The organism is Spirosoma oryzicola, from assembly GCF_021233055.1.
In the GTDB taxonomy this organism is placed as follows: Bacteria; Bacteroidota; Bacteroidia; order Cytophagales; family Spirosomataceae; genus Spirosoma; species Spirosoma oryzicola.
Genome location: NZ_CP089538.1, coordinates 1,626,654 through 1,645,201, shown reverse-complemented (window position 1 = coordinate 1,645,201; position 18,548 = coordinate 1,626,654). Strand labels below are relative to the sequence as shown.

16 protein-coding genes are annotated in these 18,548 nt (G+C 49.4%); 5 read left to right on the top strand and 11 right to left on the bottom strand.

What is annotated here, in order from left to right:
• Positions 1 to 146 precede the first annotated feature (146 nt).
• Entirely contained in the window at positions 147 to 761 is a 615-nt protein-coding gene (locus LQ777_RS06670; protein ID WP_232561746.1) for an HPP family protein, read from the top strand.
• A 132-nt stretch (positions 762 to 893) separates the two neighbouring features.
• Here the strand turns inward: LQ777_RS06670 and LQ777_RS06665 are convergent, their stop codons facing one another.
• Both LQ777_RS06665 and LQ777_RS06660 read right to left on the bottom strand, forming a co-directional pair.
• Positions 894 to 1,562: a porin family protein gene (locus LQ777_RS06665; RefSeq protein ID WP_232561745.1), complete on the bottom strand. Its 669-nt coding sequence runs from the start codon at positions 1,560 to 1,562 to the stop codon at positions 894 to 896.
• A gap of 285 nt (positions 1,563 to 1,847) precedes the next feature.
• Positions 1,848 to 2,663: an ion transporter gene (locus LQ777_RS06660; RefSeq protein WP_232561744.1), complete on the bottom strand. Its 816-nt coding sequence runs from the start codon at positions 2,661 to 2,663 to the stop codon at positions 1,848 to 1,850.
• A 560-nt stretch (positions 2,664 to 3,223) separates the two neighbouring features.
• Between LQ777_RS06660 and LQ777_RS06655 the strand changes: the two genes are divergently transcribed.
• Together LQ777_RS06655 and LQ777_RS06650 are read left to right on the top strand one after the other, a co-directional pair.
• Positions 3,224 to 3,610 (top strand): LytTR family transcriptional regulator DNA-binding domain-containing protein, encoded by a 387-nt coding sequence (locus LQ777_RS06655; RefSeq protein WP_232561743.1) that lies wholly within the window; start codon positions 3,224 to 3,226, stop codon positions 3,608 to 3,610.
• A gap of 571 nt (positions 3,611 to 4,181) precedes the next feature.
• Entirely contained in the window at positions 4,182 to 4,610 is a 429-nt protein-coding gene (locus LQ777_RS06650; protein WP_232561742.1) for an RrF2 family transcriptional regulator, read from the top strand.
• Positions 4,611 to 4,700: 90 nt separating this feature from the next.
• Here LQ777_RS06650 and tkt read toward each other — a convergent pair whose 3' ends face one another.
• Complete coding sequence (tkt, locus tag LQ777_RS06645) at positions 4,701 to 6,752, bottom strand: transketolase (RefSeq protein WP_232561741.1); 2,052 nt, start codon at positions 6,750 to 6,752, stop codon at positions 4,701 to 4,703.
• Positions 6,753 to 7,101: 349 nt separating this feature from the next.
• Between tkt and pyk the strand changes: the two genes are divergently transcribed.
• A complete protein-coding gene (gene pyk, locus LQ777_RS06640) occupies positions 7,102 to 8,538 on the top strand; it encodes a pyruvate kinase (RefSeq protein WP_232561740.1) in 1,437 nt (478 codons plus the stop codon).
• Positions 8,539 to 8,635: 97 nt separating this feature from the next.
• Here pyk and LQ777_RS06635 read toward each other — a convergent pair whose 3' ends face one another.
• Both LQ777_RS06635 and yihA read right to left on the bottom strand, forming a co-directional pair.
• Positions 8,636 to 9,115: a DUF5606 family protein gene (locus tag LQ777_RS06635; protein ID WP_232561739.1), complete on the bottom strand. Its 480-nt coding sequence runs from the start codon at positions 9,113 to 9,115 to the stop codon at positions 8,636 to 8,638.
• A gap of 127 nt (positions 9,116 to 9,242) precedes the next feature.
• Positions 9,243 to 9,845, bottom strand: coding sequence for a ribosome biogenesis GTP-binding protein YihA/YsxC (gene yihA / locus LQ777_RS06630; protein WP_232561738.1), 603 nt, complete (start codon positions 9,843 to 9,845; stop codon positions 9,243 to 9,245).
• Positions 9,846 to 10,023: 178 nt separating this feature from the next.
• On the opposite strand from yihA, the gene LQ777_RS06625 reads away from it, so the two are divergent.
• Positions 10,024 to 10,476 (top strand): thioredoxin family protein, encoded by a 453-nt coding sequence (locus LQ777_RS06625; protein ID WP_232561737.1) that lies wholly within the window; start codon positions 10,024 to 10,026, stop codon positions 10,474 to 10,476.
• Between the two features lie 21 nt (positions 10,477 to 10,497).
• On the opposite strand, the gene LQ777_RS06620 is transcribed toward LQ777_RS06625, so the two are convergent.
• Genes LQ777_RS06620 through wecB form a run of 6 tightly spaced genes read right to left on the bottom strand, consistent with a single transcriptional unit; the run spans position 10,498 to position 18,547 of the window.
• A complete protein-coding gene (locus LQ777_RS06620) occupies positions 10,498 to 11,496 on the bottom strand; it encodes an MraY family glycosyltransferase (RefSeq protein ID WP_232561736.1) in 999 nt (332 codons plus the stop codon).
• Entirely contained in the window at positions 11,493 to 12,407 is a 915-nt protein-coding gene (locus tag LQ777_RS06615; protein WP_232561735.1) for an NAD-dependent epimerase/dehydratase family protein, read from the bottom strand. The genes LQ777_RS06620 and LQ777_RS06615 overlap by 4 nt, the downstream gene beginning before the upstream one ends.
• Complete coding sequence (locus tag LQ777_RS06610; RefSeq protein WP_232561734.1) at positions 12,404 to 13,612, bottom strand: glycosyltransferase family 4 protein; 1,209 nt, start codon at positions 13,610 to 13,612, stop codon at positions 12,404 to 12,406. Before LQ777_RS06610 ends, LQ777_RS06615 begins: the two co-directional genes overlap by 4 nt.
• Positions 13,609 to 15,216 (bottom strand): alginate lyase family protein, encoded by a 1,608-nt coding sequence (locus LQ777_RS06605; RefSeq protein ID WP_232561733.1) that lies wholly within the window; start codon positions 15,214 to 15,216, stop codon positions 13,609 to 13,611. The genes LQ777_RS06610 and LQ777_RS06605 overlap by 4 nt, the downstream gene beginning before the upstream one ends.
• Entirely contained in the window at positions 15,209 to 17,404 is a 2,196-nt protein-coding gene (locus tag LQ777_RS06600) for a bi-domain-containing oxidoreductase (RefSeq protein WP_232561732.1), read from the bottom strand. Before LQ777_RS06600 ends, LQ777_RS06605 begins: the two co-directional genes overlap by 8 nt.
• A gap of 39 nt (positions 17,405 to 17,443) precedes the next feature.
• Complete coding sequence (gene wecB / locus LQ777_RS06595; protein WP_232561731.1) at positions 17,444 to 18,547, bottom strand: non-hydrolyzing UDP-N-acetylglucosamine 2-epimerase; 1,104 nt, start codon at positions 18,545 to 18,547, stop codon at positions 17,444 to 17,446.
• Position 18,548 lies beyond the last annotated feature (1 nt).

The window sequence follows — 18,548 nt, the reverse complement described above, 5'->3', positions numbered from 1 at the left end:
CACATCGCCCCATTTGACGGATCGGGCTGTTGCCTAAGGCTAATCGATGTGGATGAATTACGTAGGCTCAGCACCAGACTAACTTTTTTGTTAATCCTTTCCTGCGAAGGAACTGCCGGTATGCCTTGCTATGTAGTTAGGTAAGTATGAGAAAACGAATAAAGAGGCACTATCGAATTGCCCGATACGTGTTTTATCGGGAGACAATCTTAGAACCTATCGATCACCTTTGGACCTTTGTCGGTACGTTTATCGCCATCGCTTCGATTGGTTTATTGCAGCAAGCCGGTTTCACGCAGCAGGACAGTATCTTTCTAATCGGATCTTTCGGAGCCTCCTGTGTGCTATTGTTTGGCGCAACGAACAGTCCTTTGGCACAGCCCCGAAACCTGATTGGCGGTCACCTGCTGGCTTCGTTGATTGGCGTAGCAATTCATAAGCTGATTCCGGATCAGGTATGGTTAGCATCGGCCCTGGCGGTCTCGCTGTCGATTGTTTGTATGCAGATAACAAAGACGATGCATCCCCCGGCGGGCGCAACCGCCCTGATCGCCAACATTGGGTCGGAAAAAATTATAAACCTGGGTTTCGGCTACACCCTAACGCCCGTGATGACCGGAGTCGCCATTCTGTTTGTAACTGCTCTAATCGTCAACAACATACCTTCCGGACGCTCCTACGGAGTCAGGTCTTTGGCGCGGTTGAAGATAGCCGTAAAGCGAAGAAAAGGGTTGAACTCGCTATCATCGGATAGAACCTGAACACGGCATCAAAGCCCCCAATACGAAACCTTTGGCTGATTATTTTGTCGTGAAGATTGATGGCGGGACGTTGGCCGTGAATCCTTACCTATGATGCACACAAGCGGTTACTAAAATCGACTAAGGACTTGGCTATAATTGAGCCTTACTTAGCCAGAAACCGACACTAATGCCCAAAGTGCGATTGTACGATTTATTTATTGCGCTCCCTAAATCGACTAGGCCATAATTATAGTTTACCCCAATCAGCAGACGGTTTATCTCTACTCCGGCTGCTGCACTGGCCCCGTAATCAAATCGCCTGTAACTGTTCGTTCCGGGCTCCCCTGACCCGAAGTTAACATCTCGCTCGGCTATGGGTTGGAACGAAGAAGCGATCTTACCGCCCAGACCCAGTCCTACATACGGTCCTACCCCCCCATAGAATCGGCACGATTGACCTAAGTTCTTTTTAAACAGCGCTAAAACCGGCAGTTCAGTATAAACCAGTTTAATCGACGTATTGATATCGCTAATCGTGGAGCCGGTATTACCATCAATAAGTTTGGCTTTGATTTTACTTCCCTTCGCGCTGACCAATAAAGCGGACTGAATAGAGAATGAACTGGCTACTGGAATATCCAGTACCACCCCTCCCTGAAAATCAATGCGTGGCTTGACCGAAACGCCCGGCTCAATATCGGGGATGTTAATCGTTGACGAATTGACCCCCGCCTTAATACCAAGCTGGACTTGTGCCTGCGTCCAAAGACTGTTCATGAGCATGAATAGGCACAAAGTAGTTTTAAAAAGCTTTTTCATGTGTCGATCGGTTGAAGGTTAATCAGACCACTAGGCTACCTATTCATAATCAGTATTTTACACCATGATGAATGGCTGGCCTGGTGTTCAGATACGTTGAAAAGGGGGTGACTACGATGCATCTACTTATTGGAAAAGGTTTTACTAAAAGAACGCACGACTATGAATCGTGCGAAGCCACTGACAACCTTTCCGTTTAGATTACTCTGATCCCGAAAACTCATCCATGTATGCTTTTGGTAACAACGATTACCATTCGTTCAACATGCGATTCATCAACCCGTATTACAGTTTTTCCCCGCAATACTTGCAGTGGACCGCATCCGTATCGTGCTCTCGACGACCGCAATTGGGACAGGCTTGTGAATTGAGCTCCCGACGATTGGCAACACCGGTCAAACTAACAGCGACAATACCCGTGGGAACAGCAATGATCACATACCCCAGCATCATGATTAGACTAGCGATCAGCTTGCCGACGGCAGTAGAGGGAACAATATCGCCGTAGCCCACCGTCGTAATGGTAATAATCGCCCAATAGATACTGACCGGAATACTTTCGAAGCCATTCGTGTGCCCTTCTACCACGTACATCATCGCGCCGAGCGTAATGACCAGCGTAAAAATAGCAACGAAGAATACCGTAATCTTGGCCCGACTTTCCCGAAGCGAAGCCGCCAGCACATCGGCTGCCGAGGTATATTCCTGTAATTTCAAAATTCGAAAAACCCGCAGTAACCGAAGAATACGGATTACAACCAGTTGCTGCGAACCGATGAAAAACAAGCTTAAGTAAGCCGGCAGGATACCAAGAAGATCAACCAGACCGAAAAAGCTGAACACGTATCGAATTGGACTTCCGACGGCAAGCAATCGAATGATAAACTCAAGCGTAAATACACCCGTGAATATCCATTCAAGAACGTGAAAGAGTGGTCTATACGCCTGGTCTAAAGCAGGAATAGTTTCGACAATAACGGATATAACACTCAGAATGATAAGCAGCAGTAAGGTTATATCGAAGGCTCGTCCTGCCCACGTATCGTTTTCGAAAACTATATTGTGCAACCGATTCTGGATGCGTTGCCAGCGTGTTTGCATGGGGTACCGAGTAATCCTTGATTCAGAGAGTTTTCCAAAAATAAGTACGATAGCCAGGTTTTATCCAGTTACGTTATTAGTGACTAAATTTTTACAGAAAGTTCCAGCGTCGCTATCGGATCTTCCAAAAAGGCTGCTGTGAGGGCGACGGGGCCAATTTCCTGTAAATACTACCTTCCCTGCATGAAGGCACCAGCCTATCTTTGCTTTAATTCGTTTATAATATACCGTTAGTATTTTTCGATTGATCTCCCTTTTTCTTAATATTACAGTAAGCCCACAATGAAGTAAGCAGTTCTGACTAATTCATGCGCAAATCTGCCGAGCTTGACGCGCCGTTAATTTATTAATTATCAGTAATTGTAACCTTTGCCCAATACATTGTAAATAATTGTTCTTGTTTCAAGTCTATATAGACTTACTATTAGTAAGTATTTTTACTCCTTTTCCAAAAAATTTCAACGGTTTCTTAAGCGGCTTTGTCTTATTCAACGAAACCGCTATATTTACGCTTATGTAAAATATAAAACTACAAGTTACCTTATCAGCATACACTCTACATGAAGTTCAGCAAGTTAAACAACAACACCTCCCGCATTACCTACTTGATGGGTTGGGGGAATTACACCCGTGTATTTCTGGTAGACTCTTCCCCCGAATTAAATTCTACTACGCTAAAAAAGTGCGTTGGCACACTTCCCGGCTTTATTCGCTTGAGCAAAAGCCTGGCCGTAAACCCTAACCACATCTTACAAATCCGCCGGAAAGGTGACCGGTCGGCTGACGTATTAGTAAATGGAAACTGGCTTCCAGTGAGTCGGCGTCGGGTTAGTTCAGTTGTGAGACAGCTTCAGAATCTTCCGGGCAGCCGCGTAAAGGGACTAACTTTGTTCCGCACACTACTTGATGAGATTCGCTCACCACAAGAAGATTTCCCGGTTAGCTAGCTAGTACATCGTAAACTTTAGCGGGCATCCAATGGCATCAACTGATTTCTTTAATCAGATGTAGCTTGCTTTACACCTTTTTTTGTTCTGGAACTAAACCTCTGGACAATTCATCTGCTAGTACCCGATCTTTTCGTTTTTTACCTCCACCAATTGCCTTAATGGCTTCACTGACGGTACGTAACGTACTACCGTCATTAGTACTATTGGTAATAACCTGCCCAACGGTACTAGGTTACCTCGCCCTCCCTGAAATTACTTACGATAAAGAAAATTCCATGAAATACCTCCGTTAAAATTATATAATATCTACAGAACAGGTAGGAATAATAAGTAAAATAATCGTTATTTGTGGCCAAAGCAAGAAGAGCGGAATCAATACAGTGCGATACGGAAGCCAGTTTGTATAAGTATATTTACTGATAAACACATTTTCTCCATATAGTAATGGCGAAAAGTGATTCAACGAAGCCTTTTCACGAAAACTTTCTTTTAATACCCGAAAGAAGTTGCGTATTTTATTGTCATTATTTCAAATTTCCCATTCACCTACTATCAATGTACTGATAAAATGATCTCAAAAAAAGCTAAATATGCCATCAAAGCACTCAAAGTGCTCACCGAACAGTTCGGTAATGGCCCAGTGCTTATCTCTTACATTTCGGCGCAGGAAGGCATACCCAAAAAATTCCTGGAAGCGATTCTATTGGAATTACGCAACCACGGTATTCTGCAAAGTCAGAAAGGTAAAGGCGGGGGATACCTGCTTCGGGTCGAGCCGGAACGCGTCAATTTGGCGCAGGTGGTTCGGATTATCGACGGCCCCATCGCGCCTACGCCCTGCGTCTCTCTGAATTTCTACGTCCGCTGCGATGACTGTGAAGATGAAGAAACCTGCACAATTCGACCTATTATGGAGCGTGTTCGTGACGCCAACTTATCTGTATATGAACGCACAACCCTACGCTCACTGGTTCAGAATCAATCGCAGATCGTGTAGTAACGGTTGCCCCAATGCTTTAACAGCAGAACCGGCTTATTTGCCTATTAGACAAACTCGCCGGTTCTGTTCGTGACCTGTTGCGATCAACTACTCGTGGGATAAAACTTCTTTTTCTTCAATACCTTCCGGCGATCCTTGCAGTACCGACATTGCCTTCTTCACAACGTTCTCGACGGTAAAGCCAAAGTAGCTCATTACCTCTTCGCCAGGCCCCGACAAACCAAAGCGGTTCATACTGATTGTGGTGCCTTCGTCGGTAACGTACTTGTGCCAGCCGATTGGCGAACCGACTTCAACGGCCAGCCGCTTCCGAATTGAAGGCGGTAATACTTCGTGCTGATAGGTTCGATCCTGCTTTTCGAAAAGCTCCCACGACGGCATACTCACCACACGCGCCTGGATGCCCATCTTCTTTAGTTCGGCCTGAGCGTCCAGAACTAGTGAAACTTCGGACCCGGTCGCAATCAGAATCAATTGCGGTGAACCTTCAGCTTCGCTCAAAATGTACGCTCCCCGCTCCAGACCACGCGCCGAACCATATTTGCTCTGATCCAACACGGGCAACTTCTGCCGCGACAGAATTAAAACAACCGGCGTCTTGGGTTGCATCATCGCTACGCGCCAGGCTTCCGCCGTTTCGTTGGCATCGGCGGGGCGGAGAACGATAATGTTCGGGATGGTACGGAGCGAAACAAACTGCTCGACGGGCTGGTGCGTTGGTCCGTCTTCACCCAAACCGATGCTGTCGTGGGTAAACACAAACGTTGCCGACGACTCAGCCAGGGCCGTTAACCGAATGGCTCCCCGCATGTAATCGGAGAAATTCAAGAAGGTTCCCCCGTATGGATGTACACCCCCGTGTTGAGCCATGCCGTTGAGCGCAGCTCCCATCGCGTGTTCGCGCACCCCAAACCAGATATTCGACTGATCGTAATGACCCGGCTGGAAACTAACATCACCTTTGGTTGGCATGTCGTTGGAAGACGCCAGATCAGCCGAACCACCAAATAGATAAGGAACCCGCTGTTTTAGTGCCGTTAGGGCCTTACCCGATGCCTGCCGGGTAGCCAGTGGTCCGTCTTCCGGTTTGAACTGCGGCATATCGGCATCCCATCCTTCGGGAAGTTTGCCGGCAAACGACACCGTAAAGAGGTCTGCTTCGGCCGCAAATTGCGCTTTGTACGCATCGAAGCGCGTTTGCCAGTCGGCTTGCAGATCAGCGCCCCGCTTTCCGGCTTCCAGCAGATGGGGTCGTACTTCGTCGGGCACAACAAACGTCTGATCGGGGTCCCAGCCGAAGAACTCTTTTGTCTTACGCACGTTTTCTTCACCCAGCGGGCTACCGTGTACTTTGCTGGTTCCTTCCTGCGGACTACCAAAGCCAATAATGGTGCGGACGGAAATAATCGACGGACGTTCGGTTTCTTCCTGAGCCGCCCGGATAGCAGCCTCAATCGCATCCAGATCGTTTCCGTCGGCAACTTCCTGCGTGTGCCAGCCATAGGCATCGAACCGGGCCATCCGATCTTCGGTAAACGCCAGATTCGTTGGTCCGTCGAGCGAAATCAGGTTATCGTCGTAGAGATAGATCAGCTTGCCCAGCTTGAGGTGCCCGGCCAGCGACGCTGCTTCCGAAGCAATACCTTCCATCAGATCCCCATCACTCACAATCGAATACGTATAATGGTCTACCAGCGTATGGCCTTCGCGATTGTACGTAGCCGCCAGAAACGCTTCGGTCATAGCCATCCCTACGCCGTTGGCAAACCCCTGCCCCAGCGGTCCGGTAGTTACTTCTACCCCTGCCGTCAGGTTTGATTCGGGGTGGCCTGGTGTTTTGGAGTGGAGCTGACGAAAACTTTTCAGATCATCGAGCGTCAGATCATAGCCGTACAGATGAAGCAAGCTATATAACAGCGCTGAACCATGTCCAGCCGACAAAACAAACCGATCCCGATCGGGCCATTGCGGGTCCTGCGGATTGAATCGCAAAAAACGAGACCAAAGTACGTACGCCATCGGAGCCGCTCCCAGTGGTAAACCAGGGTGGCCTGAATTGGCTTTCTGAACAGCGTCTACCGATAGCAGCCGAATCGTGTTGATGCTAAGTTGGTCGAGGTCAACCGTCTTGTTAGACATAGCGAAAAAGAAAATGGTTAAAACGATGTATTCTGTTCTTGCCAGTAAAACCGGACATTCTTTGTAAGTAACTCGCAAACAGAGGAAGAGGATTAAAAAAAGAGCAATTAGTGATAAACGCCCAGTCGAACGATCCATTCTATTCTATCCTGACATTCAGCCCAAAAATCTGCCAAATCGGGCTTTCTATGACCAAATGGCCAAAGCGTTTTCCGGCGAATAGCCCCTTCGTGGAAAACAACCGTTTTGCGATAAGTTGTAAAATTTCGGTAAACACAACTGTTTATAAGCCCTACCGGTTATTTTTGCACCGGCTATTGGCCCTTATTGCCCAATTTTCCCGTCCCTCATGTCTAAGAAAACCAAGATCGTGGCCACCATCGGCCCGGCTTCCGAAACGAAAGAACAATTGCTGGCATTAGCCAAAGCCGGTGTTAATGTATTCCGGCTTAATTTCTCCCACGGTACCCACGAAGACCATCTCATGCGGCTCACCCGAATCCGCGAGATCAATGCAGAATACAACCTGAATCTGTGCGTATTGCAGGATTTACAAGGTCCGAAAATTCGGATTGGCAACGTCGAGAGCAAAGATGGCGTTATGATCCTGCCGGGCAACAAGCTAGTATTCACCAACGATGATATTATCGGTACCGCAGAACGTGTTAGTACGCCTTACAAGGACATGTACAAAGATGTTCACCCAGGCGAACGCATTCTGATGGATGACGGCAAACTCGAAGTGCGGGTTGTTGGCGCTGAAGGTACCGATGTCGTCACCGAAGTAGTATACGGTGGTCCGATGAAGTCCAAAAAAGGCGTTAACCTTCCTAACACCAAGGTTTCGATGCCTGCCGTGACCGATAAAGACTGGGAAGACCTTAAATTTGGTCTTGAACACAATGCGGAATGGATTGCGCTTTCGTTTGTACGTGAAGCGTCCGAAATCATCGAAATCAAAGAATACATCAAAGCCCAGGGCAAGACAAGCCGCGTCATTGCCAAGATCGAGAAGCCAGAGGCTATCGTGAATATTGACGAGATCATCGCAGCAACGGACGGTCTGATGGTTGCCCGTGGTGACCTCGGCGTGGAATTACCCGCCGAAGAAGTGCCAATGATCCAGAAAATGCTGGTCGAGAAGTGTAACAAGGCGGGTAAACCTGTCATTGTTGCTACCCAGATGCTCGAAAGCATGATTGATGCGCCCCGCCCAACCCGCGCCGAAATCAACGACATTGCCAACTCTGTAATGGACGGAGCCGATGCGGTGATGCTTAGCGCCGAAACCGCTTCGGGTAAATACCCGATTCTGGCCGTTGAGAGCATGGCGAATACCATCCGGCAGGTCGAAGCGAATACAGACAAAATTTACTACCGCTATCACGCGTATGTTAACGAGCACCCCGGCGAAAACTTTATCAATGACAACGTGGTCATGAGTGCCTGCCGGTTAGCCCGTGATACAAAAGCTAAAGCAATCATTGGTATTACAAACTCGGGTTACACGGCGGTACGGTTGTCGCACCACCGCCCCAAGGCCGATTTGTTCGTCTTCTCCAACGACCCACAACTGCGCAACACATTGGGCTTGTACTGGGGTGTTCAGGTAATGCCGTATGAGCCCAACCTCGAGTTGACAGTTGATCAGACCGTAGAAGGTATCAAGCAAACACTGATTGGTCAAGGCAAGCTGGAATCCGGCGATATTTTCATCAATACGCTTAGTATGCCGCTGACTCAGGCCCGTCGTACGAACACGGTTAAATTAAGCACCGTTGATTAATTGGTGAATCAACGCAATTTCGCTTAAACGACTAAAAAGCCGTCAACCAATGGTTGACGGCTTTTCTGTGCTCACTGAAAATGGAGTTTTTAATAGCTTATGCTTTTTCTTCGGTTTCGGCGTCCGACGCTTCAGCGGGAGCGGCTTCAGTAGCTGGCTCGGCTGATTCACCGACTGGTTTTTCAAACACTTCGGGAGCGAATTGACGTAAAATTCCGTACCAAACAATTAGTTTCTTAATGTCAGCGGGCCGAACGCGGTCACGGTCGTAATCGGGGACAACCTCAGCCATGAAATCCGCTAATTCGCTGTTTGATCCTTTCGGATCAACCGTCAGCGTTTCGCCGTATTTATCGTTGACAGCCAACAGCACATCAGCCAGTGGGATCGACTGGTCAGGCGTATCGACGTAGATCGAAATGTCGTTCAGCACCGATACCCGTGCGGTTGGGCCCATCATTGTTTTCGCCTTTTTGTCGTCCAGCGTTTCAACGATAACACCATTGCGGCTCGGCTTCAGAATCCGAAAAAGGCCGCTTTGACCGGCAATGTTGGCAATTTGTTTTAAAGCTTCCATAAATACTTTGTAAACTGGTAACGCCTGTTTAGGCCGACGTATTGCCTTTTTAATAAAGGATAATGGTTAATCGGTAAGTTTATTGTTCTGAACAAGCCTCTTCTGCGGCATCAATTTATCTTCCCTCTTACTTCCGGAATTCAGCGTTCAGCGGACGAATAAACGACAGAATTTCTTCGCGTCCGGCAGCCGTAACTGCTGATGTGATAAAAAACTGGGGGGCTTCCTCCCAGGTTTCCAGCAGCTTGGCCCGGTAAGCGTCGAGAGCAGCCTGCAACTTGTTGGGGCCCAATTTCTCTGTTTTGGTAAACACGATGACAAACGGCAAGCCCTTTTCACCCAGATTGTACATAAAATCAAGGTCAATTTTTTGGGGCTCAATGCGCGAATCGACCAGTACAAAAATACAAAGCAGATTAGAACGACCGGTCAGATAGCCGTCGATCAGGGCGGCAAATTTCTCACGTTCGGTTTTGCTCACCTGGGCGTAACCATAACCAGGCAAATCGACCAGGTACCACTCGTTATCGATCACAAAATGATTGATAAGCTGGGTTTTGCCGGGTTTACCAGAAATTTTAGCCAGCGACGAGCGACCCGTCAGCATATTAATCAGCGACGATTTTCCCACATTGGAGCGGCCAATGAACGCGTACTCGGGCCGATCGGGCTTGGGGCATTTGGCCGGATCTGAATTGCTGACAAAGAACTCAGCTTGTTTAACGGGCATAGCAGTAAAGACTAAAACAGCTGCAAAGGTCGGAAAGAATAAGGAAAATGGCACATGATTTGCCTTTTGAGTGTGCGCCTATTATTTTGCTTATTCAAAACGCCGACGGAAACGAAAAGGTCTTCCCAGTGCGTTATTCATCCGAAACTTAAACAATTACCGGTGTACCGGTCCGAGCATGAAAAAAGTAATTTGGTTCTTAGCCATTCTATTTGTCGGATTCAGCTACTCGCCCAGCCAGGCTCTTTCGGCGGGTGATCGCAAACCAGCACCTAAAGAAGACGGCCAGGGTATTCAGTTTACGGAAGCGGCCTGGAAAGCAATTCTTCAGAAAGCCAAAACCGAAAAGAAAGTTATTTTCCTGGACGCGTACGCAAGCTGGTGTGGTCCCTGTAAGCTGTTGCAAAAGAACGTCTTCACCAAGAAAGCAGTGGGCGATTTCTACAATGCCAAGTTTATCAACGTGAAGATGGACATGGAAAAAGGCGAAGGCCCCGCTCTGTCGCAGGTATACCCGCTTGAGGCTTATCCAACGTTGCTTTTTATCGACGGCAACGGTAAAGTGTTGAAAAAAGTAATCGGTTTGCAATCGCCCGAAGACCTGATTGCAATCGGCAAGAGCGTTAAATAACTGATTCGCTGTTGTTCGTCATTAGCTTAGCATTACGGAGTCGGCTTTCGAAAGCCGACTCTTTTTTTGTGCCTTTGTTAATCGTTGGCTAGCCAGCCCGTACCCACTTGCCAAAACCAATAAAAGACCAACAGCCAGCACCCATTGAGCGCTGAGCGACCAATCTAAAGCGTAAAAAACCAGTCCGTTGACAACCAATTGTACGAATGCGTATGACGCTGCTACCAGCAAGTGAGGCCATTGCTGCTCATAAACAATCCGTTGAAACAAATGCAGTCGGTGGGCCTGTACTATATTCTGCCCCAAATAAAGTCGGTACCCAATCGTCAGGACACTATCGATGCCGTATACGGCCAAAAACAGCGCCGGCAAATAGCTTTCACTAGCTTTGACAAATTCAATTAGTACATACAGGCAGATAAAACCAATGGATACACTGCCGACATCTCCCGCAAAGCATATCGCCTGCTGACGAGCGTTGAACCAGCTAAAAATCAACAAAGCCGCAAATGTCAGGGGAAGTAACAGGCTGGCTGTAGTGTACAGTGACTGACCGTACCAAATCGTTCCGATAGTGATAAGGCTGTAGAAAGCCGTCATGCCGTTGCTACCGTCCATAAAGTTGAACGCGTTAAGTATACCGACGCCAACGACCAGCAACAGGATGACCCACAGTGTCGGTAACAAATTCGTTGTCTGGTACATCAGTAGACTTACCGCCACAAACTGCGCGTAGATTCGGTACTGCCACGCTACACCGCGTATATCATCCAGAAAACTGACCAGCGCAACGAGCGATAAGCCCACAAAAAAACAAGTCGGCTCGAAATCGCTGTAGACGACTGAAACCGCAGCCGCAAGCCAGAGTACAATACCTCCGCCCCGAACAATCGTTTGGTCGGTGTGTAAACTACGCTCGTTGGGTATATCGACAATACCGAAATGACGCGCGGCACGTAGATACAGCAACTCGCCTATCAGGAGAAAAATAACGATCAGTACGTACTCAATCAGATTCATCGGAAGCAATCGAGAACAGCGCGTGGATTCCAGTCGAGGTGTTGGCGAGCGGCTTCGTCCGAAAACGTTAGCGAACTCGTCAATTTTCGGAGTGCCATTGAGTCGAGCGGAAAGCGACGACCGATTAACCCGTTTATTCCATCACCGACGTTCGCGACGGCTTTGGCGACGCCCAGCGGAACCGTTGGTATACGGTTTCGACCAACCAGGCGGGCCATCGCTTCTTCAAGTTGATAGACGCTCGGATGACAGCCGTCCGTAAGGTTATAGGTTCCGCCAACCGCAGCGGCTTTGAGCACAACAGTCGCTACATCGTCAGCCCGGACCATGCTTCGACAGGCAGCGCCGTCCCCTATCCGTACGTAATACCCGCGCCGAAGTCCGTTCATCATCGCAGCCAGATTGCCCGTCGGTTCACGAGCAGCCACCAGTGGTAGCCGCAGAATGGCAACGCGAACGCCCGTTCGTTCGCCCCACGCGCAAACCAGTGCTTCTGCCCGCGCCTTACTTAACCCGTAGACATCAGTAGCATCTAGCGAAGTTTTTTCGTCAAGCAACTGTCCCTCCGAACGTCCGTAGGCCAGCACGGTACTGATATACACAATTGCCTGAGGTAACACCGGCAGTTGTTCCAGCGCGGTCAACAAGCGAACGGTTCCTTGTACGTTCACGCGCTCGTAGTCGCCCCGCTCTTGCGAAGTTCGAGGAACAGCGTGCGCTTTCCCGGCGGCATGAATGACAACATCGAATGTGTAGCCTTTCAATTGGGGCGTTTCGTCGACCAGATCACAACGAATATGCTGTTGACTGATTGTCTGCCTGCCCAGTGTAGTGAGCGCGTGATTTCCTTCAAGTTCGCTACGAATCCGGCTTCCCAGAAAACCAGAAGCACCCGTCATAAGAATATTCATACGGCGTAAGGCTTGTCTCGCAGAGATGAAACCGTTTTAAGAATGTGTTCAGCCATAGCCTGCATAATGGTTTTTCGTCGAAAGGTAGCTACAAAGTCAGCACGATGAGCCGTTCGATACGGGGTCTGGCGGAGTTGCGCAACAAGGCTTTTCGCGTCACCCGGCTCAAACAAAATGGTATTACTTATGTGCGTTTGGATAAACTGAGCCGCGTAACCGGCTACTCCGGCCAGAATAGGTTTTGTCATGGCTCCGTACTCAAACAACTTGGAAGGCAGGACACGCTTAAAAGCCTCCAGATCATTAAGATGCACAAGCAGATAATCGGCGTTCTGGTACGCCATCACGAGCTTTTCCCGACTCATGGGTTCGTAAATCCGGACATTGGTAAGCGTTTCGGTACGAATCATTTGTTCGAGGTTAACCTGTGCACCACCGGCCCCGATGATCACAAACCGATACGGATCACCCAGCATTCGGGCGGCTTGCGGAATAATTTTGTGTAGCCCCTGGCCTTCACCGATATTACCGGCGTAAAGGATAATTTTCTCGTTAGCGATTGGGCGACTAACCTGAGGTATATTTAAAAACTCCTCGTCAATTCCGTTCGTGAAGTAGCTATACGTAGCTTGTGAATACGAGGTAAAATAATCGCGAAACCCTTCTGAAACCAGATTAATATGTCGAGCGTAGCCAAATGTGTATCGTTCGACAGCGGACAAAACCCAATGGAGTCCGAATCGTAAACATGAACGGCTGAATAGCTCCACGATTGTTTCGCGCAACAGGTCCCGAATGTCGAGAACTAAAGGAATGCGCCTTTTTCGGGCAAGACGTGCGCCCAGAAAAGCTGTGAACAATCGGGAAGACGAAGCGAATACCAAATCATATTGCCTGTCTTTCGTTAACCGATGTGCCGCCCGAAAATACGTCAGGAACGAACGCATCTGATCGAGTCGTCCGCTGGCGTGAGTTGGTACCGTAACCCGATCAATAATTACTCGGCAGGCATTCTCTTTCTCTCTGATTTCATGACCTGATGCCGTCCGCTTAAATGACTGATAACGGTTCGGTTGCGGGGTAACAACGTGGATGAGGTCAGTAGCCGAAAGCTGGTTCGCCAGTTCGTTGACGAGTGCTGTATTGCGAAACGAACCAGGACAAAGATCTGGCTCGAAGTAAAAGCTTAAGTACAAAATTTTCATTCAGCCAAGGTTACGAGGGTGTTCAGGCAATTTGCAAACGTGATTTCCAGACAATGAGCCGTCCGCAACTGATTGAAACCTGTAGCCATGTCATACGATTTTACTACGACAATTGGCGGTTTGTCAGATTGAAACGTAAGCGTCAATGGTCCCGCGTCAACGCCACCATCGGTCAAGTTTAGGGCTACGTCAGGGTGAAAATGCAACCGTGCCACAGCCGTTAGCGGCTCATACCCGCCAGACGTATTGCGAGTAATCTGGTCCAATATACAAATCCTGGTAGGCTCAAAATGCCACGTTCGCTGATGGGTAATTCCAACCGATGAATAGCCGTCGTGCTGAGCCGATAAAACCGCTTCCTCGTCCACCAGCAACGTAACATATGCCCGTCGCCCAACGCGAAAGCCCGCCCAAACCTCGGATGAATCGGTACCGTTAACTTCAACTGTATTATGTGCGGCAGTACTCCGCTCCCACGACCGACGCAGACCGCTCTGATACGTTGAGGTGCCGCTGTCGACAATCACTGGCTGACCGTGCACATACAAAACAAACGAAAAGGTATCGGCATGAGCATGACCCGGCTGGTAATCAGGACCAACAGCGCCCACATCGGCAAAAAACTCGTAGTCAGAATACCGAAACAGCCGGTAACCGCTTTCTTTACTTTCGCTTTGCGGGCTACGTGTCAATCGCTCGGAACAAGCCGTAGGTAAAACCATTTCCGCCTTTTTTTGAATTTGTTCGGTTGTCGGAGCGATACCAAAGGCCGCGTCATTGACCATAGGCACGTCACCGTTGGAGAACGTTATGCCTGTGAGCCAGCGGAGCATCACGACCGCTTTCGTCGTTAGCAGTTCGACAAGCGCCGAATCACCATGCCAGGTGTCGTCCTGCAACATGATCAGCACATCCAGCAGTCGACCCAGCAGAATCTGGTGATACATAGGACTTCGTTCCGCATGAGCACCGTCGAGCAAAATCTGTTCCGCTAGTTCCGCCCGCAGGAGTTTGGACCCTTTTTCGAACCAGCTTTTGTTGCGAAAAAACAACCCTCCCGCCAGAAGCGCAAAGCCATTTTCGAGCAGGTGATTACCGCCAAGGTGATACTCCAATCGTCGGCTTAACAGATGAACCTGCGCAAACAAGTGTGTATTTACCAAATCGTCCTGCATCCGATGGCGACTCAGAAACTGCACCCAGTTCATAATTCGTAACGATGTTGGATACGGTTCCAGACCAGCAGCTACCGAATCGGTTTTCGCCATAAACTGCCGGATCAACCAAAGTCCTGCTGCTAATTCTTTTTCGCCCTGATTTAGGTAATCGAAATAAGTAAAGTTGTAGGTCCATAGCTTTCCATTTTCGGCATAATTCCAGTCAATTTCGGAATCGAACTGAACGGACTGATTTAGAAAAGTAAACGCCCTGTTCTCGTATGATACAGGTTTATCGGCTTCCGGCACACGCACAAACTGTATAGATGGTAGATGCTTAGGCAGGCGCAATCTAGGTCGCCGACGCAACCGGTTGATAACCTGATAAACTAGTTGACGACATTGCAAGTACCGAACCGTTCGCCAGATAAGCCCGATCTTACTCATGCCCTTCCGACAAAGCTGTTTCCTGAAATGTCCCCACGCCCTTTACGTTAATCCATCCGTTTTGTCGAAAACTGTGCAAAGCCGCCAGTGTCGTCTGAGTCGTGTTGACAATCTCCGGGAACGGAATAAGTAAATCGTCCTGCGCGTCTATTGTACCAATTCGAACCTGCTGGATGAGCCGCTTCATTTGCTCCACGTGGCCTTTATCCTGCCGTCCGGACAAACTCGAAAAGCGCTTGAAGCCATACCCTGTCAGCTTGCGAAAGTTGTCCAGAACCAACGTCCGCTCCTGTGAATACACCTCGATTCGTTCTTTCACGTAGGCTTTGCTTCCATTGGCGAAATAGTTGACGACGCCCGTTGACCCATTTTCGTAACGCAGCAGCAGCGATGCCGAATCACTCGTTTCGGAAGGCTGTTTTCCCATCGTATTCATGCACACGCTGATCACCCGACTACCCGTCAGAAAGGTAATCAGATCAATAAAATGACAGGCTTCCCCCAATACGCGACCACCGCCTACAGTCCTGTCATGCACCCAGGAATTAGCTGGAATAGCGCCAGCGTTAACAGTCGCAATTACATTCATGGGTAGCTCAGCCGAAAAACGACCGCCGACCAAAGCTTTCATTTTTAGCGCGTAAGGCGAAAAGCGCCGATTGAAGCCAACCATAACCAGCCGCCCAGTTGCCTGTTGCGCTTCGATGATCGGTAACAGTTCTTTGTCATAAATCGCTAATGGCTTTTCAACAAATACGTGTTTACCCGCCTGCAACGCTTCGACCGTCATCCGCGCGTGAAGATTGTGCCGGGTTGCAATCAAACACAGGTCGATTTCAGGGTTATCGATAAGCTGTCGGTAATCGGTCGTACTTTCCGAAATACCGTATTTTCTGGCGAGTAAGGCGGCATTCAGTCCTCCGGCGGAAGCAATCGCGTTCAGGTTGGCCCCAGCCGCTTTCAGGGCAGGGATGAGCGTGGCGTCTGCAAAATTTCCGGCCCCGATGATACCCACCGTCGCAGAACCACCGACATAGCGGACAGATGTAATTTTCGGTATAGGCAGCGACCTAACCGTTTCGGGGTAAGCCAGTAGCGACGCGATTGCCGACCGATCCGGCTGATGAATTGAGTCGTAAATGGTACGATAGTCAGCGAAAGAAACAACCTCCGTAATGAACGGCTTCACATCCAGTTGCTGACGCTCCAGCAGTTGCACAATTGTTTGAAAGTTGCGGTTTTCCGTCCAGCGGACAAACGGCAGCGGATAGTCGTGTCCTCGCTGCTCATACTCTTCATCGTAGCGACCGGGACCGTAGGAACACGACACCCTAAACGTCAATTCTTTCTCATAAAAATCGGCTCGATCCAGGCTTAGCCCAACCACGCCGACCAACACAATTCGACCTTTTTTCCGACTCATGCGAGCCGTCTGCGTGATGACTTCGTTGCTTTTTATCGAAGCCGTTATTACGACACCGTCCGCTCCGATACCCCTGGTAAGCGCCAAGACAGCCAGAGCAGGATCGGTATCCTCAGCCGGGTTGAACGCTGTAAAACCTCGTTTTCTGGCCAGTTGCAGTTTGTTCTCATCCACATCCAGCCCGATCACGTGACAGCCATTGAGCCGCAGTAACTCGGCGGTCAGCAATCCGACGAGGCCCAGACCAAACACAACAACGGTTTCATTCAGCGTGGGAGCCAGTAACCGAACGCCCTGCAAAGCAATTGCTCCAATCACCGTAAAGGCCGCTTCGTCATCGCTCACACTATCGGGTACGGGCGTCACCAGATTACGCGGTACACAGACTAGTTCGGCATGCGGGCCGTTGGACGCCACCCGGTCGCCAACGCGCAGATCTGTAACATCCTCACCTACCGATACGACCGTTCCAACATTGCAGTAACCGAGTGGCAACGGCTGATCGAGTTTACGAAATACGGCCTCCAGAGTAGGCAGGAGTCCATCGCGCTGCATTTTGTCCAGCACCTGCTTCACCTTGTCGGGTTGTTGCCGGGCTTTGGCAATCAGGCTGGCTTTTCCAAACTCAACAAGCATCCGCTCGGTACCAAGAGACACCAGCGACCGACGCGTTTGAATCAATACCTGTCCGCGGCCAACCTGCGGAGTAGGTACTTCTTCCAAGAGAGTTTCGCCAGTTTTAAGATTTTGTACAAGTTGCTTCATGAAGGTGGGGTAAAATGGAAAGGCAAACGATCAAGGAGTTTAGCGCTTATAGGCTTGATGGCTCATGATTCTAGCAATGCGCGTGGCTGCATGACCGTCCCACAACGGCGGGATACAGCCCTGTTTGGTGCGACCAGCCAGAATAGCCGCGACGCGATTCTGAACGCTTTGCGGATTTAGCTCAGTCAGTAATTGATTCGTGCCCAATTCGACCGTAACCGGGCGTTCGGTGCTGTCGCGCAATGTCAGGCAGGGAACTCGTAGGTAGGTTGTCTCTTCCTGAACTCCGCCCGAATCTGTGATCACAATAGCCGCGTGTTCCAGCAGATTTAGAAATTCAAGATACCCCTGCGGTTCGAGCAGCCGGGCGTTTGGCATATTTGTTAGCCGATCCAGTAGGCCCATTCGGGCCAGATTCGCTCGCGTTCGTGGATGTAGCGGAAATACCACCGTTTTGTAACGAGCCGTGTTCTCAACGATTTGACCAATCTGAAGCAAGCCCGCTTCCCGATCTACATTGGCCGGACGATGCATGGTCATCAGCACATAATTATCGGGTGTCAACCCCAGTTTCTGAACAGTGTTGAGCTTGTTGGCTTGGGCACGGTACTGCACCAGCGAATCAATCATCACATTACCTACGAATTGAATTCGTTCGTCCGCAACGCCTTCCCGTTTGAGGTTGTCTATTCCAGCCTGTTCCGTCACAAACAGCAGGTTGGCCAGCGAGTCGGTCAGCATCCGGTTTCTTTCTTCCGGCATCCGGCGGTCACCCGAGCGAAGTCCCGCTTCCACGTGCGCAACCGGAACGTCTTTTTGATCAGCCACCAACGCACAGGCAAGCGTACTGGTAACGTCACCAACCACCAAGACCCAATCGGGTTGTTCAGCCTCAAGAACCGGCTCAAACGTGCGCATGATTTGGGCGGTTTGCTGCGTTTGCGTTCCGGCACCAACGCCCAGGTAATAATCGGGTGATGGTAAATCGAGTTGATCGAAAAACACGGTACTCAAGCAAGCGTCGTAGTGCTGTCCTGTATGAACAAGCGTTGACTGGATGACAGAATGCTGCTTAAAAGCGCGGTGGATAGCAGCAATCTTTATAAAATTCGGACGCGCCCCGACGATGCTGACAATTTTCACA

What these genes read in the sequence shown, in the direction of transcription:
- LQ777_RS06600 (WP_232561732.1), bottom strand. Translation starts at nt 17,404, where the DNA reads ATGAAGCAACTTGTACAAAATCTTAAAACTGGCGAAACTCTCTTGGAA.
- LQ777_RS06610 (WP_232561734.1), bottom strand. Translation starts at nt 13,612, where the DNA reads ATGAAAATTTTGTACTTAAGCTTTTACTTCGAGCCAGATCTTTGTCCT.
- LQ777_RS06615 (WP_232561735.1), bottom strand. Translation starts at nt 12,407, where the DNA reads ATGAATATTCTTATGACGGGTGCTTCTGGTTTTCTGGGAAGCCGGATT.
- LQ777_RS06655 (WP_232561743.1), top strand. Translation starts at nt 3,224, where the DNA reads ATGAAGTTCAGCAAGTTAAACAACAACACCTCCCGCATTACCTACTTG.
- tkt (WP_232561741.1), bottom strand. Translation starts at nt 6,752, where the DNA reads ATGTCTAACAAGACGGTTGACCTCGACCAACTTAGCATCAACACGATT.
- LQ777_RS06635 (WP_232561739.1), bottom strand. Translation starts at nt 9,115, where the DNA reads ATGGAAGCTTTAAAACAAATTGCCAACATTGCCGGTCAAAGCGGCCTT.
- yihA (WP_232561738.1), bottom strand. Translation starts at nt 9,845, where the DNA reads ATGCCCGTTAAACAAGCTGAGTTCTTTGTCAGCAATTCAGATCCGGCC.
- pyk (WP_232561740.1), top strand. Translation starts at nt 7,102, where the DNA reads ATGTCTAAGAAAACCAAGATCGTGGCCACCATCGGCCCGGCTTCCGAA.
- LQ777_RS06650 (WP_232561742.1), top strand. Translation starts at nt 4,182, where the DNA reads ATGATCTCAAAAAAAGCTAAATATGCCATCAAAGCACTCAAAGTGCTC.
- LQ777_RS06620 (WP_232561736.1), bottom strand. Translation starts at nt 11,496, where the DNA reads ATGAATCTGATTGAGTACGTACTGATCGTTATTTTTCTCCTGATAGGC.
- LQ777_RS06625 (WP_232561737.1), top strand. Translation starts at nt 10,024, where the DNA reads ATGAAAAAAGTAATTTGGTTCTTAGCCATTCTATTTGTCGGATTCAGC.
- LQ777_RS06605 (WP_232561733.1), bottom strand. Translation starts at nt 15,216, where the DNA reads ATGAGTAAGATCGGGCTTATCTGGCGAACGGTTCGGTACTTGCAATGT.
- LQ777_RS06670 (WP_232561746.1), top strand. Translation starts at nt 147, where the DNA reads ATGAGAAAACGAATAAAGAGGCACTATCGAATTGCCCGATACGTGTTT.
- LQ777_RS06665 (WP_232561745.1), bottom strand. Translation starts at nt 1,562, where the DNA reads ATGAAAAAGCTTTTTAAAACTACTTTGTGCCTATTCATGCTCATGAAC.
- LQ777_RS06660 (WP_232561744.1), bottom strand. Translation starts at nt 2,663, where the DNA reads ATGCAAACACGCTGGCAACGCATCCAGAATCGGTTGCACAATATAGTT.